This is a genomic window from Haematobacter genomosp. 1, assembly GCF_002196855.1.
Taxonomy (GTDB): domain Bacteria; phylum Pseudomonadota; class Alphaproteobacteria; order Rhodobacterales; family Rhodobacteraceae; genus Haematobacter.
In genome coordinates this window covers 1-15,282 of sequence record NZ_NIPW01000040.1, presented here as the reverse complement: position 1 = coordinate 15,282, position 15,282 = coordinate 1, and the positions used below count along the sequence as shown (strand labels likewise).

Annotated in this window: 9 protein-coding genes; 4 read left to right on the top strand and 5 right to left on the bottom strand. The window is 65.1% G+C overall.

Features of this window, described 5'->3' with window-relative positions; all coding sequences use genetic code 11:
- Window positions 1-306: 306 nt before the first annotated feature.
- Together CDV49_RS17325 and CDV49_RS17320 are read right to left on the bottom strand one after the other, a co-directional pair.
- The gene (locus tag CDV49_RS17325) at window positions 307-588 is read right to left on the bottom strand and encodes an acyl carrier protein (protein ID WP_035714976.1); all 282 of its coding nucleotides are present in this window, start codon (window positions 586-588) and stop codon (window positions 307-309) included.
- A gap of 45 nt (window positions 589-633) precedes the next feature.
- Window positions 634-1,089 carry an acyltransferase gene (locus tag CDV49_RS17320; RefSeq protein ID WP_051911470.1) on the bottom strand — a complete coding sequence of 152 codons (456 nt, stop codon included), beginning with the start codon at window positions 1,087-1,089 and terminating at the stop codon, window positions 634-636.
- Window positions 1,090-1,670: 581 nt separating this feature from the next.
- Between CDV49_RS17320 and CDV49_RS17315 the strand changes: the two genes are divergently transcribed.
- On the top strand, window positions 1,671-4,172 hold the full coding sequence (locus tag CDV49_RS17315) for a hypothetical protein (RefSeq protein WP_088216651.1): 2,502 nt from the start codon (window positions 1,671-1,673) through the stop codon (window positions 4,170-4,172).
- Between the two features lie 612 nt (window positions 4,173-4,784).
- The gene (locus tag CDV49_RS17310) at window positions 4,785-6,998 is read left to right on the top strand and encodes a right-handed parallel beta-helix repeat-containing protein (protein WP_035714972.1); all 2,214 of its coding nucleotides are present in this window, start codon (window positions 4,785-4,787) and stop codon (window positions 6,996-6,998) included.
- 206 nt (window positions 6,999-7,204) lie between these two features.
- On the opposite strand, the gene CDV49_RS17305 is transcribed toward CDV49_RS17310, so the two are convergent.
- Complete coding sequence (locus CDV49_RS17305; protein ID WP_131389012.1) at window positions 7,205-7,432, bottom strand: hypothetical protein; 228 nt, start codon at window positions 7,430-7,432, stop codon at window positions 7,205-7,207.
- A gap of 576 nt (window positions 7,433-8,008) precedes the next feature.
- On the opposite strand from CDV49_RS17305, the gene CDV49_RS17300 reads away from it, so the two are divergent.
- Together CDV49_RS17300 and CDV49_RS17295 are read left to right on the top strand one after the other, a co-directional pair.
- Window positions 8,009-8,620, top strand: coding sequence for an acyltransferase (locus CDV49_RS17300; protein WP_051911475.1), 612 nt, complete (start codon window positions 8,009-8,011; stop codon window positions 8,618-8,620).
- Window positions 8,621-8,914: 294 nt separating this feature from the next.
- Window positions 8,915-10,342 carry a mannose-1-phosphate guanylyltransferase/mannose-6-phosphate isomerase gene (locus CDV49_RS17295; RefSeq protein ID WP_088216675.1) on the top strand — a complete coding sequence of 476 codons (1,428 nt, stop codon included), beginning with the start codon at window positions 8,915-8,917 and terminating at the stop codon, window positions 10,340-10,342.
- 281 nt (window positions 10,343-10,623) lie between these two features.
- Here the strand turns inward: CDV49_RS17295 and CDV49_RS17290 are convergent, their stop codons facing one another.
- Together CDV49_RS17290 and CDV49_RS17285 are read right to left on the bottom strand one after the other, a co-directional pair.
- Complete coding sequence (locus CDV49_RS17290; RefSeq protein ID WP_088216650.1) at window positions 10,624-13,113, bottom strand: hypothetical protein; 2,490 nt, start codon at window positions 13,111-13,113, stop codon at window positions 10,624-10,626.
- A gap of 96 nt (window positions 13,114-13,209) precedes the next feature.
- A partial coding sequence (locus CDV49_RS17285; RefSeq protein WP_143413194.1) for a right-handed parallel beta-helix repeat-containing protein occupies window positions 13,210-15,282 on the bottom strand: 2,073 nt, incomplete at its 5' end.

Genomic DNA, 15,282 nt, shown 5'->3' with positions numbered 1-15,282 from the left:
CCTCGACCACTTCGGGCGAGAAGCTGTAGGAGGCGAGCAGCAGCGCCTCCACCCCCCCGTCCAGCGCGACGAGCGTGCGCGCCAGCGCCCCTGTGTCGTGGATGGAAAGCAGAACGCGGGCCGAGGGCGGAAGCCCTTTCGGCCCCTCCGCCAGCGCCTCGGCGACGGTGATGTCGCGCGCGTTTTCCCGGATCAGCACATCCGTTCCCGGACGTGCCGCCAGCCGTTCCCTGAGTGTGGCCATTACTGCCCCGGCAAACCGTTCAGAAATCATGCAGCCGGCAATCCGCCAGCCTGCCCGCCCGCTCAGACGGCGGGGCGGTACTTGTCGTAGAAGGCCACGAATTCCCCGAAGGTGCGGGGATAATAGGCATCCTCCGCGATGGTGAACGGGTCGTAGCCCAGCTCTTCCTCCAGGGTGGAGACGAAGATGGCGAAGCCCAGGCTGTCCAGCCCGCTTTCCAGCAGGACCGTATCGTCGTTCAGCTCCGGCGCGGGCTGGCCCGGCACTTCCACGTCCCAGACGTCATTGAAGACCTTGCGGATGGCGGAATTCAGGTCGGCATCCTTGTCCAAGATGGCGTTCATGTTGTTCTCCTTGGGAAGCCGGGGGAGGTCCGGCCGGTTGATAGATCAGTGGGCGACGGGGCTGTCGTTGCCCTTGTCGAGACGGATGCCCCATTTGCTGGTGACGATGTTCTGTTCCACGACCTTGCCCGGATTGCCCATCACGACGCTGTTCGGCGGCACATCGCGGACAACCACGGTGTTGGGAGAGATGATGCAGCCATCCCCCACCTTCACTCCGGCAAGAATGATAGCGTTGAAGCCCAGAAAGCAATTGCTGCCCACGTAAGTGTCCTTCCACGTGCGGGTGACGAAGTCATGGGTCAGAATTGCTGCACCGCCCGTAATCGCGGTGTAATCCCCGATATGCACACCCTTCGGGTTGGTCCGGTCCAGCCGCGCACCGCGCGAGATGCGGACATGCTCTCCCAGATCCATGCCATAGAGGTGGCGGTATTTGAATTCGGTGATTTTGACGAGGATCTTGAAGAGGCGGGTTCTGATTTGACTGAAACCTGACACGGGGGCGGCACTCTCAAAAAACAATGACTTGAGTCTGCCTAAACTTGGCAAAGTATACAAGGCACCTCTCCGCCTGAGAGGGTTGTATAGGCGGCAACGAGCCGTTTCCGGGGGGCGGAATGCCCGGAAAATTGTCTCGCATTCCATCCTTCCGGTTGCATTCCGCAGCGGGCAGCCTGCCGCGGTTTCCCTCCGGTGGGTCCCGGGGCATATCTGCCCCGTCCCCCTTCGCTGCGCCGATTCTGTTGCTGCAGTGCGGCATTAGCAGGCTTTTCGTGACGGGAGGAGAGAGAGACATCCCGTTCGCCGTGCTGTCTCTCCTGACTTGCCGGGCCGCTTCGAGCAGGCCGTTGCCGCAACGGGGGGAGGAGCGTACGCCCTGCCAACGCCTTGCTTACCCCGGAAGAGGTAGCTTGCCCGCTCATTGCACCGGATCCCGGTTTTCCGGGGTCCGCATCTGGGCAGGAGATGGAAATGGGACGGCAGCGGAAGCGAATCGCCCCCTGGCCGGGGATCACCCCGGCAGGCGGATATCCGAGGAAAACCACCCCGCGGCACGGGAAGCGGAGGCTCGGAACGGCATGATCCATATCGGAACCTCCCTTACCCGCCTGATCGGTGCCGGTCGCGGCGGCAGAAGCGTCACTCCCCCCGCAGAGCCGGAATTCTACCCGGACGTGCCGCCCGTTCCGCTGGCGGCGGCGGGAGGCTCGCTGAAATTCCCCGAAGGCAACTGGAACATGCATGCCGGGCGGGCGGGCCTGACCGGATGGAAGGGCCTGCTCCATCAGGGCTGGAGTGAGGTCTTTACCGGCTCCGGCACGCCCTCCGCGCTCTTCGCCATGGTGCGCCTGCCGGTGGACAAGCGGGACGGGCCTTATACAAAGGCGATCCTGGGGCGCGAGGGCAGCGGCGGAAACCGCATCCGGCTTGCCTATGGCAATCCGAACAACTCCTCCTCCGCCTCCCGCAACCGCTTTCAGGGCTATCAGTACGGCGCGGGGGGCGCGAGCGTGAACCTGCGCAGCGCTCCCTGGACGGAGGATGCGGCGCTGGTCGTCTTCTGGCATGACGGGACGGACCGGTGGGGGGTGGACTGGTACTCGCTCCTCGATGGGACGCACCATGCGGGGGAGGTCTCCAGCCTCACCGGGGTGAACCCCTCCGGTGCGGCGCTGTCGGGCTTTACCGTCGGGGGCGCGCAGAACATGACGGCCTTCGCCACGGATACGAACCCGCTTGTCGAGGAGTTGTGGGATGGTGAAATTGCGCTCGTCGGCTATCTGAACGGCACGGTCGCCCCGGCGGAATGGGCCGCACTGGCCCGCGGCGCCCGTCCGCAGGATGTGCTGCCGGTCCCGGCCGTCCGCTGGATACGGGAGCTCGACGGCACGGCGGCCAGCCTTGCCGCCCCTGCCTGGGCCACAGCAGACCGGACCCGGCCCGCGGTGCCCGTCGCCGATGCCTCCCCCTCTGCCGGGGGGACGATGCTCCTTCCCGGATCGACGCTCCGCCCACAGTCGGCCACGCGCTTCGTCACCTTCGATCAGAGGTCGGCGGGCATGGTCTTCGGGCTGAAGCCGGGGGAGACCCTGGCATCGGTGCCCTTTGCGGGACGCGCCTCCGGGCCGGTGGAGATCCGCGTGTTCGAGGCGGAGACCGGCAGGATCGTCCGCGACTGGGTGCCGATGCCCCTTCCGGCGGCCCCGGAGAACGGCATCTGGAGCGGGCGGGTATCGCTGCCGGAAAGCGCGAACGGCTGGCTTTTCGCCGATGCGCGGCTGGTGGGCGCCCCCGAGGTGGTGGCCCATGCGCGCAGCGAATTCGGCGTGGGCTACAAGTTCATGATCATGGGGCAGAGCCAGACGGCGATGCCCATGGTGAACATGACGACACGGCTCGCGCTGGAACCGGGGGCGGCGATGAGCGGCTCTGTCGCGACGCTGGTCAATCTCGGCCTGCGGCGGATCCTCGGCGCGGAGGCGCGGCGTCCGGTGATGGGGCGGATCGGCACGGGCGTGGGATATGCGCCGAGCGATGGTTTCGTGACCTTCCTGAACCAGTTCCGCCGGTTGAAGCCGAAGACCCCGGTCATGATCCTCAACGAGGCGGTCTCCGGCACTTCCATGCGCGCGCTTCTGGCGGGAGAGGTCGATACGGCCACCGACCGGCAATGGGCCGACATCACCGACAAGCTGGACCTCTGGGGACGGGATGTGACGGCGGTGCTGTGGAACTGGCTGATGAACGAGGGTGCGATGAACGGCAGCAATGTCGTGCCGCTCATGTCGGCGATGTTCCTGCCCGGTCACGCAGGCGACATGGCCCATTCGCTGGTGCGGGATCTGGAGCCGGGCTGGACGCTCGGCGTGCTGGGCGGCGACCGGGAAAGCCGGATCATCGGGCGGGAGGGGATGCGCGCGGCCCGCACCGCCTTTGCCCATGACAACGGTTTCACGCTGGGGCCGGTCGTTTCCGATTACCGGATCGAGAATGCGGGCGGCCCGCATCCGGGCAAGCAGTTCACCAATCCCGGCATCCTGGGCTATACGCCCCCCGAAACCTTCGATCACGGCATCCCCCGCTTCATGCAGCGCATGGGGGTGATGGCGCTCCAGACGATCGGCGGGCTTTCCGATGTGGAAGTGCATCCCTGCTACGCCAATCCCCGGTTCAGCGCCGATCGGAGGAAGATCCTCATCGACGTGGTGGCGGTGACCGGGGGCCGGATCTACAGCCCCGCGCCCACTGCGCTCAGATCGTGGTATGTGAAGGAGGAAGGCGATCTTTCCTTCGTCAGTACGGGGGAGAAAGGCGCCCAGGCCGTGCTCAATACCTCTGTCAGCCCGCCGCAGGTGGAGATCACCCGCGCCTCCGGGACCTGGGCGCCGGGCGTTGTCGTTCAGCGCATGGACGATGGTGAGAAGCGGGCCGACAACGATGGCGCGGCCGAGGATACGATCCATGCGGGCGGCCTCTATGAGGCCTGGGCGCAGGATCCGCTGGGATTCGGCTTCCCCGTGGTGGGCATGCGGGATGAAAGCGGTCTCTGGCGCAATCTGTTTGAAAGTATTGTTTCCTAAAGGAATACAATAACCGGGATGCTCCGAGGTAATCCTGATGCGCGTGCAGAAAGACGAAACCCGCCGGCTTGGCGATCTTTCGCCCATGTGAGGAAGGGATTCGGTGTCTGAGAGCGCGCCGCCCGCTCAGGCAGCCCTTTGGCTGATTCCCGGAAATCCGCCCGCCGTCTTGCAGCGGGCGGATTTCAGCCGCCGTCCTGGGCCAAAGCAGGACTTTCCAGGTGCTTTCCGGGCGCTCCTGCCGATGCCGCGCCGAATCCGGTGTTCCTTCCCGCCTGTCTCCATGAAGACAGGCAATCTTAATCTTTCTCCCGTACGGAGAATCACGCGCCTTAATGCAAGTCTCGGGCGAAACTGGCGAAATATCCCGAATGCCCGCTTTGGCAGTGGGACAGCCCGATGAAAAGGGTTCCACAAGATGGAAAGCAATGCGCGAGAAAACGCTTACCGAGTGACCGTTTCGCGAAATATTGCCCAATCTTCCGCAGATGAGCCATTCTGCATTGCAGAACATGTCTCGCTTATTATTTTTGTTGTGGAAATAAAACCGTAAGTTGTTCACCATGGTTTGATACAACCATAGGTAGAGCTGCGGGAGCATGCGGAGACGATATGGCGATCAAACTTGTAGATTCGGTTGATGATTTGCTTTCGGCTCTTCGTGTCGTGAAGGGCGGAGATACGATCCTTCTGGAAGATGGAGATTATGGATATCTCTACCTTTCCAGTGGCTTGAAAGGGCAGCTTCCGGAGTATGACAGTACCGTCACAATTGCGGCGCTCAATCCGGGAAAAGCGACCTTCTCCAAGATGGATGTGCGCGGAGCCAGCAATCTGGCTTTCGAGGGCCTTGATGTCTCCAACTCACTGCAGATCTGGTATAATTCCAGCAATGTAGCGGTCAGAAATTCCACCATCACCAACCTGACCGTTCGCGACACACAAGGCGCGGACATTTCCGGCAATACGATTGGGGGGGGGAGCTTCGGCCTTGTCCTGCAGGCGGCTTCCGATGTGTCTGTCCGGGGCAACTATATTCATGATGTGACCACCGATCTGGTTCGGATCGTCGGAAACAGCCATGACGTCGTGGTCGAGAACAACCTTATCTCCGATACGGTCGCCCGCCCGCCGACCCACCCCGATCTCATCCAGATGTTCGGCCTGAACGGGGCGACGCCGCATGACATCACGATCCGCGGCAATATCCTGCACGACGATCTCTCCACAGGATCGGTGAGACCTCAGGGCATCTTCATGAACGGCCCGATGGGGGCCACGGGGTTCCAGGATATCCTGATCGAACAGAACCTTATCTGGACGCAGCATATCAACACGATCTATATCAACGGGGCGGACGGGAATTTCGTCATCCGTGACAATTCCATGATCGCCACGCAGTGGAGCAACGGCGCCAATATCCGTCTCGCCGGCTGGAACAACGAAGGCATCAGCGTCACCGGCAACGTCTCCCGTGCCATCGGGGACGAGGGGAACGGGACGACGGCCTGGAACAACTACAATTTCGGGACCGGCAAGTGGTTCAACGCCACCGGCGATCAGACCGACATCTTCCAGAGCCCGCAGTATATCGGCTGGAAGAGCTTCCTGCCTGTCGCCGGATCGGCCATTGATTTTGGCAGCGGCTACGGCGCTCAGGGAAGGCTGAAGGAACTGCTGGCGGGCGTGGACAACGACTTCGGCGTGACACGTCTGGTAATGGAGGAAACGGATAACCTCAGCCTCAAGGGGCACAGCAAATCCTGGTTCCGCTTCGCCGACGGCGGCACGCTCGACCTCGACGAGGCGACGGTTTCGCTGACCTTCTCGGCCAATTCCGCCTCTGGAGCGCGCACCATCCTGTCAAAGGATTCCGCCGGTCTCGATCATGGTTTCTCGGCGACGGTGAACAGCGGAACGCTCACCCTCCGCTTTGAGGATGACAGCGGGATCAAGACCATCGTCCATGACGGGATTGCCGCGAAAACCGATTACAATCTCGTCATGTCCTTTGACGATGGCAAGGCGACAGCCTGGCTGAACGGCCGATCCATCGGGCAGGTGGAGACCGGGATGGACTGGTCCAAGAACGGCTCCGATCTGATCCTCGGCGCCGATGGAGGGCTTTCAAAATACGGGCCGAGGTCGTTCTTTTCAGGCACCGTCGGAGATCTGCGCATCTATGACCAGGGAATGACGTACAGTCAGCTTTCGGCCCATGTCGATGCGCGGGAAAGCTATCTCGCGGCGGTGGAGGCGGCCAAGGACACCTCGCATACGGTATTTTATCACGGCGGGATCACCGACTTCAAAAACACGGTGAGGGATGCCATCGTCACCGAGACGGATGACAAGTTCTCCACGACGGAAGGAACAGTGGCGCTGAACTTCCGTCCCGAACTGGTCAATGGCGGAAGGGGCCTCGTCTCACGGGATTCCACCGGGCTGGGGGATGGATTCCACATCGCCATCAGCAACGGCAGCCTCGTCGTCAAATTCGAGGATGACGACGGCACGCAAGCGCTCCGGTACGAAGGCATCGAACGCTACAAGGATTATTCCGTCGTGGCGAGCTTTGGAAATGGTGTCGCGGATGTGTGGGTGAACAACACGCATCTCGGCCAGGTCGAGACCAATATGGACTGGACCGACAATTCCGACAGCCTCATTCTGGGAGCATTGAACTCCAACAGTGCGGCCGGGACGACCTCTGCGATGCACGGGGCATATTTCGGCGCGCTCAACGGGGTTCTGGTCGTGGACGAAAGCATGACGCCACAGGAGCTGGCGGCCTATATCGACGCCCATCCCCTCATTCTCGTCTGAAGCGGTTCCCCCATGATGCAGCGGTATTCTGGGGGATCATTTCAGGGGACGAACCAAGCAATGCCTGTTCCCAGGGGAATGGGGCCGATGCGGTTGCCGCAAGTGATATATTCGCATTCCTTCCGGCAGATAAGGCCGGCGGGTTTGACGGGTCTGCGGTTTTAAAGCGGCAGAACCCGGTCCTGACAGTATCGGAACGATAGGCGTCAGAGATCGATCAGTATCCTGCCCCGCAATTCGGGCGGACAGCCCCGTCCACAGACCGAATTCTCAGGCCGATATGCACTGGCGTCCGGGCCCATCATGAGGCCCCCTATGACAAAGGCGATGAGCAGCCAGATGGTGGCTATCTTGTCCTGTCGCTCGAATTTGGTGAGCGAGGTGATGAACACAATCACAAGCCCTGCAAGCAGAAGTGAAACGACCGCCATCATTTTCCGATCACCTTTGCCAAGACAGCTTCCCGAAGCCCCGGTTGCCGTAATACCGGTGCCCCGTGAGGGGCGCCCGTCCGCGCCATCGTTCGTGCCTGACCTCGGCCCCTGCGGGGGCCGGAGCCTCTGTCGTGCTGCGCGGATACCGCTCTGTTTCCGCTGAATTTCACGTCCTGCACGCCATCCTTGCGGTCCTGAGGAGTCCGGCCCAGTCCGGTCCAGTCCCGCCCGAAAACCGCCGGACGGCTGTCGGGCAGGTCGGGGGACAGGCCCGGCTTCTATCTATCATGAGAGCGCCTTTTGCGCCAGCAGGCAATACCTGACCGCACCTGCCAAAGAAGGATCCGGGGTGGGATAGGCCGGCCTCATTCGCGCGGCCTGGAAATCGCCGGTCGAAGCCACGCTGCAGGGCAGGCATGGCCGTGAACTGCCGAAGAAGGCGGCGCTTTTCCCATGGGGTGTTGTCGGGACAGCCTGTATCCGCCACCTGTAGTTGTGGCGATTGATCTTGTGCGGCAGCCTGATATTCAGAAAGAGGCCGGACATCCAGACCGGCAGGATGAAGGAACCGACCCAGTGCCGGCAGACAACAGCTCCTCTTCTTCCCAGGGTGCCCACAAGAAGCGCACCTCGAAACCGAAGCGCCTTCTGCGCCTCATCCTGAGCACCTTCGATCCGCGCGCCTGGGTGCATATGCTGAAGGTGGTCAATTACTACAACTACACCCATGTCACGCCCATGCGGACCCTGCGGGGGCGGATCGGCCCGCGTCCCGAGATCGCGCCGAACGCCTCCATTGCCAATCCCGAGAACATCACCGCCGGAAAGGTGCTGCATCTCGGCTCCGGCACCTTTCTCTGGGCCGGCCCCTCGGAGAAGGGGCGTGTGGTCATCGGAGACGACGTGACCTTCGGCCCGCGGGTCATGCTGACGGCCGCGAACTACCGTTTCAACGATGGCCAGCCCGTGCGGTCCAATGCCATGGACGAAAAGGAGATTTTCATAGGCGATGATGCCTGGATCGGCGCCTATGCGATCATCCTGCCGGGCGCCCGGATCGGCAAGGGTGCGGTGGTGGGGGCAGGTTCCGTTGTCACCGGCGACATCCCCGACTGGGCCATTGCGGTCGGTGCGCCGGCCAAGGTCGTGGGTCAGCGCCGGATCGCCGCCGTCAGGCCGCCTGCGTGACTTACGGGTCGGTGTGCTTCAGGGGGCGTCCTTCAAGGGGCGTGGCGCGGGGTTGTGTGACGCGGGCCAGCATGCCTTCGGGGGCCCGTCATCACAGGGTCTGCTGGACGCTTTCCCCCGCCTTGCCATTATGGCCGCGCTACCGCATGACTGTGCGACCTTCGCCTCGAAAAGCCGGCCCCTCGCAATACTGACCGCTAGGACGCAATGACCTGGCCAAGTCGTATTCCGGCCCGGCCCCTCTTCCTGCCGCTTGCCTTTCCGGCTGGCCTCATTCCGATCAAGGGTTTCTGCATGATCACTCCCGTCCTGCTCTGTGGTGGTTCCGGCACGCGTCTGTGGCCCTTGTCGCGCAAGTCGTTCCCCAAGCAGTTCGCCCCCCTGATCGGGGAGACATCGCTCTTTCAGGCTTCGGTGACCCGTCTTTCGGGAACGGAGTTCACGCCCCCCGTGGTGGTCACGGGATCCGACTTCCGCTTCATCGTCACCGAGCAGATGGATGCGATCGGCGTGAAGCCGCGCGCCATCCTGATCGAACCGGCGGCGCGCAACACCGCCCCCGCCATTCTGGCCGCCGCGCTCTGGCTGGCCAGAACCGACCCCGATCAGCCGATGCTGGTGGCCCCCTCGGACCATGTGATCCCGGATGCGAAGGCCTTCACCGCCGCCGTGGCCCGCGGGATGGAGCCGGCGCGGGCGGGGCAGCTCGTCACCTTTGGGATCCGGCCCACCCATGCCGAGACGGGTTACGGCTGGCTCGAACTGGCCGAAAGTTCAGCCGAGGCGCCCGTGGCGCTCTCCCGCTTCGTCGAGAAGCCGGGCCGCGAACGGGCAGAGGAAATGCTGGCCGCGGGCAACTTCCTGTGGAACGCGGGCATCTTCCTGTTCACCCCCGCCACGCTGATCGCGGCTTTCGAGGCCCATGCCCCCGCCGTGCTCGCCCCGGTGCGCGCGGCACTTGAGGGCGCGAAGACCGACCTTGCCTTCCTGCGGCTGGGACCGGAAGATTTCGGCGACGCGCCCGACATCTCCATCGACTATGCGGTGATGGAGAAGGCGCAGAACCTGACCGTGGTGCCCTTTGCGGCCGGCTGGTCGGATCTGGGCGGCTGGGACGCGGTCTGGCGCGAGATGGGGCCGGATGCGGCGGGCGTCGCTACCGGGGGCGACGCGCTCGCCATCGACTGCGAGAACACGCTGCTGCGGTCCGAGACGCAGGGGCTCGAACTGGTGGGCATCGGGCTCAAGGACACGATCGTCGTCTCCATGCAGGACGCGGTGCTGGTCGCCGACCGCTCCCGCGCGCAGGAGGTCAAGCAGGCCGTGGCCGCGCTGAAGAAAAAGGGCGCCAAGCAGGCCGAGAGCTTCCCGCGCGACCACCGCCCCTGGGGCTGGTTCGAGACGCTGGTTCTGGGCGACCGCTTCCAGGTGAAGCGGATCGTGGTCCATCCCGGCGCGGCGCTTTCGCTGCAGAGCCATTTCCACCGCTCCGAACACTGGATCGTCGTCTCCGGCACGGCACAGGTGACGGTCGACAACGAGGTGAAGCTGGTGACGGAGAACCAGTCGGTCTACATCCCGCTGGGCGCAGTGCACCGGATGGAGAACCCCGGCAAGGTGCCGATGGTACTGATCGAGGTGCAGACCGGCTCCTATCTCGGCGAGGACGACATCATCCGCTACGACGATGTCTATGCCCGCGGTCAGGGCGCCAAGGGCTGAACCGGCAGGGGGCGCCGATAAGCGGACGGCCCCCGACTGTGCTGGCCTCCTCCCTGCTGCGACGCGGCCATGAGAAACATGCCCCGGAAGCGCACCGGGGAAGCGTGCCGGGGGATGCCTGCGCTGCCTGAGGCAGGCGGCGGTTCTGCACCGTGATCGGCCCTTGGGCGACCGGCACAACGCCACGGGCCTGTCGCCGGAGCCTCCGGCCCGGGATGCGTCAGAGCCTGGTTCGCCGGAGCCCGGATGCGTCGGAGATTGCGTCAGCGCCCCGGCTGGCATCAGGGGGCTGCGAGACGCATCTCGAACAGCGGACGCCAGCGGCCCTTGCCGTCCTTCATGCCGACCACGGGAAATCCGAAGCCGAACGGATCCTGTGACCAGCTTTCATAGATGCCGCCTGCGTGGATCGCATCTTCGGCCGCGCCATCCTTGTCGGGGCGCTTCTCGCCGTCGTCCATGCGGCGGACGAGCGTGCCGACGGGCCAGAGCCCGGTGGCCCGTGTGATCCTGACCTGCGGGGGGGTGACGGAGGTGTCGAGTTCGGCGATCGCCCCCAGCGCGATGGTGGGAACGAAGGCCGCGTCCTTCCCTGGCTCCTTCACATACCAGGAGCGGAGCGCAGTAGGCGCGGGGCTGTAGATCCGGCCCCCGTTCACCGCCACCACATCGATGAGGATATGTCTCCGGTCCCTGGTCAGGCGGGCATTGGCGTAATGGGGGTGCACGGCGGTATCCGGGATCTCGCCAATCGTCTGGAGCGCCATCACCGCCAGCCGCTGCATGAAGCGGGCGCTGCCATGGTCGAATGTCTCCGGCGGGCCGTAACGGCCCTGTTCGGGAGTGTCGAACTGCGCCGGAGGATGCGCCCCGCCGCTGTCGCCGATCCGGTAGTCCGAAACGACCGGCCCCAGCGTGAAGCCATGCTGCTGGGCAAAGGCCGCGCGGGCCGCGCGCATCCCCTCCCGCCCGTTGACGCGGCTTTCCCGGTCGCTGGCCAGCACGCCGAGCGTCCAGCCCGGCTCCAGCTCGGCCGTCAGCGAATGGGCCATGTCGCCTGCGTGACCGGGCAGGAACATCGCCGACATGAGCGGCGCCACGTTCTTGCCGTTCATCGCGCCCTCGTTCATCAGCCAGTTCCACAGCACCGCCGTCACATCCCGTCCCCAGAGATCCAGCTTGTCGGTGATGTCGGCCCATTGCCGGTCGGCCCGGGTGGTTTCCCCTCCGAGCAGCCGTGCCATGGAGGTGCCGCCCACGGCCTCGTCGATCAGCATGAAAGGGGTGCCGGGTTTCAGGCGGCGGAACTGGTTCAGGAAGGCGACGACCCCGTCGCCCCCCGCCTGCGGGCCGGCCCCGATCCGGCCCATGACGGGCCGGCGCGCCGCATCGCCCAGCTCCTCCCGCGCTCCCAGCGCAAGGAGCCGGGCCACGGAGCCTGACATGGGCGCGTCGGGGGTGAGCCGCCGGGTCGTGTTGTCGAGCGGATAGGACGTCTGGCTCTGTCCCATGACGAGGAACTTGTAGCCCACGCCGAATTCGCTGCGTGCATGGGCGATCACCCCGGGCGCTTCCGCCAGCCGCGCATCGGCAAAGAGCCAGCCGGCCTCGCTTTCGGGAAGCGGCAGGCTCCCCGACCAGCGGTTGCCCTGCAGCGGTCCCATCGGGGTCCAGTCCTGCACCACCTTGCCCGTGGCCGCCTCGATGACGCGAAGCTCCACCGGGCCGGAGGCCTCGCCCGAGAAGGGCACGTCTCTCGCGCGCTCTCCCCGGTGCAGGCCGAAGACCATCCCCGCCGATTTCTGCTCAAGGGTGACATATTCCGTCTCCGACTGGCGGCGGAGGGTCGAGCCGGGAGTCGTCCCTTCGGGAGCGGCGGCGGTTTCCGCCACGCTGGCGGTGGGCGCCGTGCCCTCTCCCGGAGCGGGGGAGAGGCTGCCGGGTGTTCCGTCGAATTCCCGCAGGAAGGTGAGGTCCGCGGCGGGCAGCACGGCCCGGAACGGCGCGCCGCGGGCGATGCGCGACCAGTCCTCCGGGGGGGGAAGCGGCCCGGTGACGATACCGACGGCGCCGATTTCCCCGTCCCACAAAGGGTCACGCCCCGGATTGGCCGGCCCCCCGAAAGCGGTGAGGCTGCCCCAGCCGCCGATGTTGAAAGGCGCGATCTCCCCGCTGTCCGTGACCCCGGTATCCGTGAGGGGTGGCCCGGGATGGCGGTCGCCGGTCCGGGGGGAATACCAGTCGATCTGCCATGTGCCCGCCCCGTCGTGCCAGAAGACGACAAGGGCCGCCTCCTCGTCCCAGAGGGCGCTTGCCAGGTCCACGGCGCTGCCCCGCCCTCCCATCTGGGAGGCGGTGAAACGGTTGCGGAGTTCGGGGACGGAATGTCCGGGATTGCCCAGGCCCAGCCGGAACCGGTTCCCGCCCTTGCCCGCATGGCCCATGATCCCCTTCGTCAGCCGTCCGTCGCGCTTGTCGAGCGGCAGGCGCAGAAGGGCGAAGATCGCCTGCGGACGCCCCGATCCGGCCAGGGCGATGCCCTGCCCGGGCTGAAGCAGCAGGCCGCGCCCCGCCCGGTCGGATGTCCAGTTTCCTTCCGGGAAGCGGACCGATCCGCCGGGAGCGCCGGGATCGACGGCCGGAACCGGCGGATAGGGGGAGGCGGCGGAGAGCGAAGCCCCCCCGGCAAGGCCCATGAGCAGCGCGAGTGCAAGACACCGGCGGAAGCGGCGCAGAAAGGCGGAAGGCGTCATGAAGGCGGAGGGTGTCATGAAAACAGGCTCCTTTCCCGGCCTTTATGACGCAGCCTCACTCGCTTTCAAGGCGAATGAGGATGAGTGTTTCGCCTATCGCGAGATCGTGCGACGTCAGAGCAGCAGATGCGCCTCCGCGCCCAGCACATCGGCGAGTTCTGCGGGAGAAAGGCCGCGGTCATAGACGGCGAAGCCGGAGATCGCGCCGTCGAAGGCCCATCGCAGCGCATCCTGAGTTCCGGCGGTGCTGCGGGAATTGTCGGCCCCGACGATCAGGGCCTCGGAGTTCTGCTGCCAGTCGATGCCGGTCTGCACCTGACCGATGAGCGCATTGTCGAGCCAGACCTGCCCGATGCCGCCGCCGAAGGCGATCTGCAGGGCGTGGCCGGTTCCGGCCTCTATGCCTTCGTGGCGGATCATGGCGGTGGTGCGGCCATCCTCGAAGGCGATGTGCAGGGTGCCGCCGCTGATCCAGGCGCCAAGGCCGTGGCCGGTGCCTTCGGCATCCTTGGAGAAGAGCGCGCGATTGCCGTCGACGCGGTCGGCGCTGAAGCCGAAGGCGATGGTCGCCTCTGGCAGGGCGAGGGCGGGGTCATGCGCAATGGCCGTGACCGGGTCCAGCCGCTGGGCCAGCTTCTCCGGCAGCACGAGGTTGCCCGACAGATCGAGATCGCGCAGCCCCGCAAGCCGGAGGGCGGGGCCGGCGCCGGAGCCGGGGGAGACGGGGATTTCTGCGCCCAGCACATCGGCGAGTTCTGCGGGGGAGAGGCCGCGGTCATAGACGGCGAAGTCGGAGATCGCGCCGTCGAAGGCCCATCGCAGCGCATCCTGGGTTCCGGCGGTGCTGCGGGAATTGTCGGCCCCGACGATCAGGGCCTCGGAGTTGTGCTGCCAGTCGATGCCGGTCTGCACCTGACCGATGAGCGCATTGTCGAGCCAGACCTGCCCGATGCCGCCGCCGAAGGCGATCTGCAGGGCGTGGCCGGTCCCGGCCTCTATGCCCTCGTGTCGGATCATGGCGGTGGTGCGGCCATCCTCGAAGGCGATGTGCAGGGTGCCGCCGCTGATCCAGGCGCCAAGGCCGTGGCCGGTGCCTTCGGCATCCTTGGAGAAGAGCGCGCGGTTGCCGTCGACGCGGTCGGCGCTGAAGCCGAAGGCGATGGTCGCCTCTGGCAGGGCGAGGGCGGGGTCATGCGCAATGGCCGTGACCGGGTCCAGCCGCTGGGCCAGCTTCTCCGGCAGCACGAGGTTGCCCGACAGGTCGAGATCGCGCAGCCCCGCAAGCCGGAGGGCTGCCAGCAGCTCCCCCGGAAGGTCCCCCGGAAGGTCCCAGGGCGGGGACGTGATCCCTTCCCCGGCCAGAAGTTCCGCCAGCTTGTCGAGCGCACCGAAACCGGCGGCGGGCCCGTCGGGATCGCGCAGAAGGAAATCCCGCCAGTCGCCGCCCGCCCCCTGAAAAAGCTCCGCGGCGGCCTTGTAGCCCTTGTAGAGATAGTTCTCCCCGATGGTGGAGGATTTGGTTTCGTCCAGGATGGAACTGGCGAGGTTGCCCTCCACCGTCACACCGGAATTGTCGAAGCCATTCTTGAGGGTCAGGCGGATCACGCCGCCCTTGAAGACCTCCGGCCCGGCGATGAGGGAGTTGTTCAGAATGAAGACGTTCTCCTGCCCGCCGTCGATATAGATCGTGTTCGGGCTGCGGACGGAGACGAGGTTGTCCTCGATCAGGATGTTGCGGAACCCGGTCTCCTGCGGGCCGGACAGGAAGATGCCCTGCGCGATGATCAGGCCGGTCGCCGGATCGTCGTAAAGGTAGTTGCCCCGGATGATGATGTCATGCGGGGTCATGCCGTCATAGCCGTAGATCTGGATGAGGTCGGGGTGGATGTCGGGCGTGGCCGCCACGGTATCCCACAGGACGTTGTTCTCGATCAGGCCGTTGTAGCTGTTGCGGCTGATCTGGATCAGGTCGGCGCCCGCGCGTTCAAAGACATTGTCCGTGATGGTGAAGTCCGACACGGAGAAGAGGTTGAGGGTGTATTTGCCTTCCGAGACATGGTTGCCGGTGATCGTGGCGCCCGCCACGTCGCGGAAGTAGAGCGCGTGCCCCACGCTGTTCGGGTCGTGTCTCGGAAGTGGTGGAAATTTGAAGGCGGCGTAATCTCCGGGTGAACTGACACCCAGCCA

Excerpts from the sequence above, each read along its gene's own strand:
- CDV49_RS17325 (WP_035714976.1), bottom strand. The coding sequence starts at position 588 with ATGAACGCCATCTTGGACAAGGATGCCGACCTGAATTCCGCCATCCGC.
- CDV49_RS17315 (WP_088216651.1), top strand. The coding sequence starts at position 1,671 with ATGATCCATATCGGAACCTCCCTTACCCGCCTGATCGGTGCCGGTCGC.
- CDV49_RS17310 (WP_035714972.1), top strand. The coding sequence starts at position 4,785 with ATGGCGATCAAACTTGTAGATTCGGTTGATGATTTGCTTTCGGCTCTT.
- CDV49_RS17305 (WP_131389012.1), bottom strand. The coding sequence starts at position 7,432 with ATGATGGCGGTCGTTTCACTTCTGCTTGCAGGGCTTGTGATTGTGTTC.
- CDV49_RS17295 (WP_088216675.1), top strand. The coding sequence starts at position 8,915 with ATGATCACTCCCGTCCTGCTCTGTGGTGGTTCCGGCACGCGTCTGTGG.
- CDV49_RS17290 (WP_088216650.1), bottom strand. The coding sequence starts at position 13,113 with ATGACACCCTCCGCCTTCATGACGCCTTCCGCCTTTCTGCGCCGCTTC.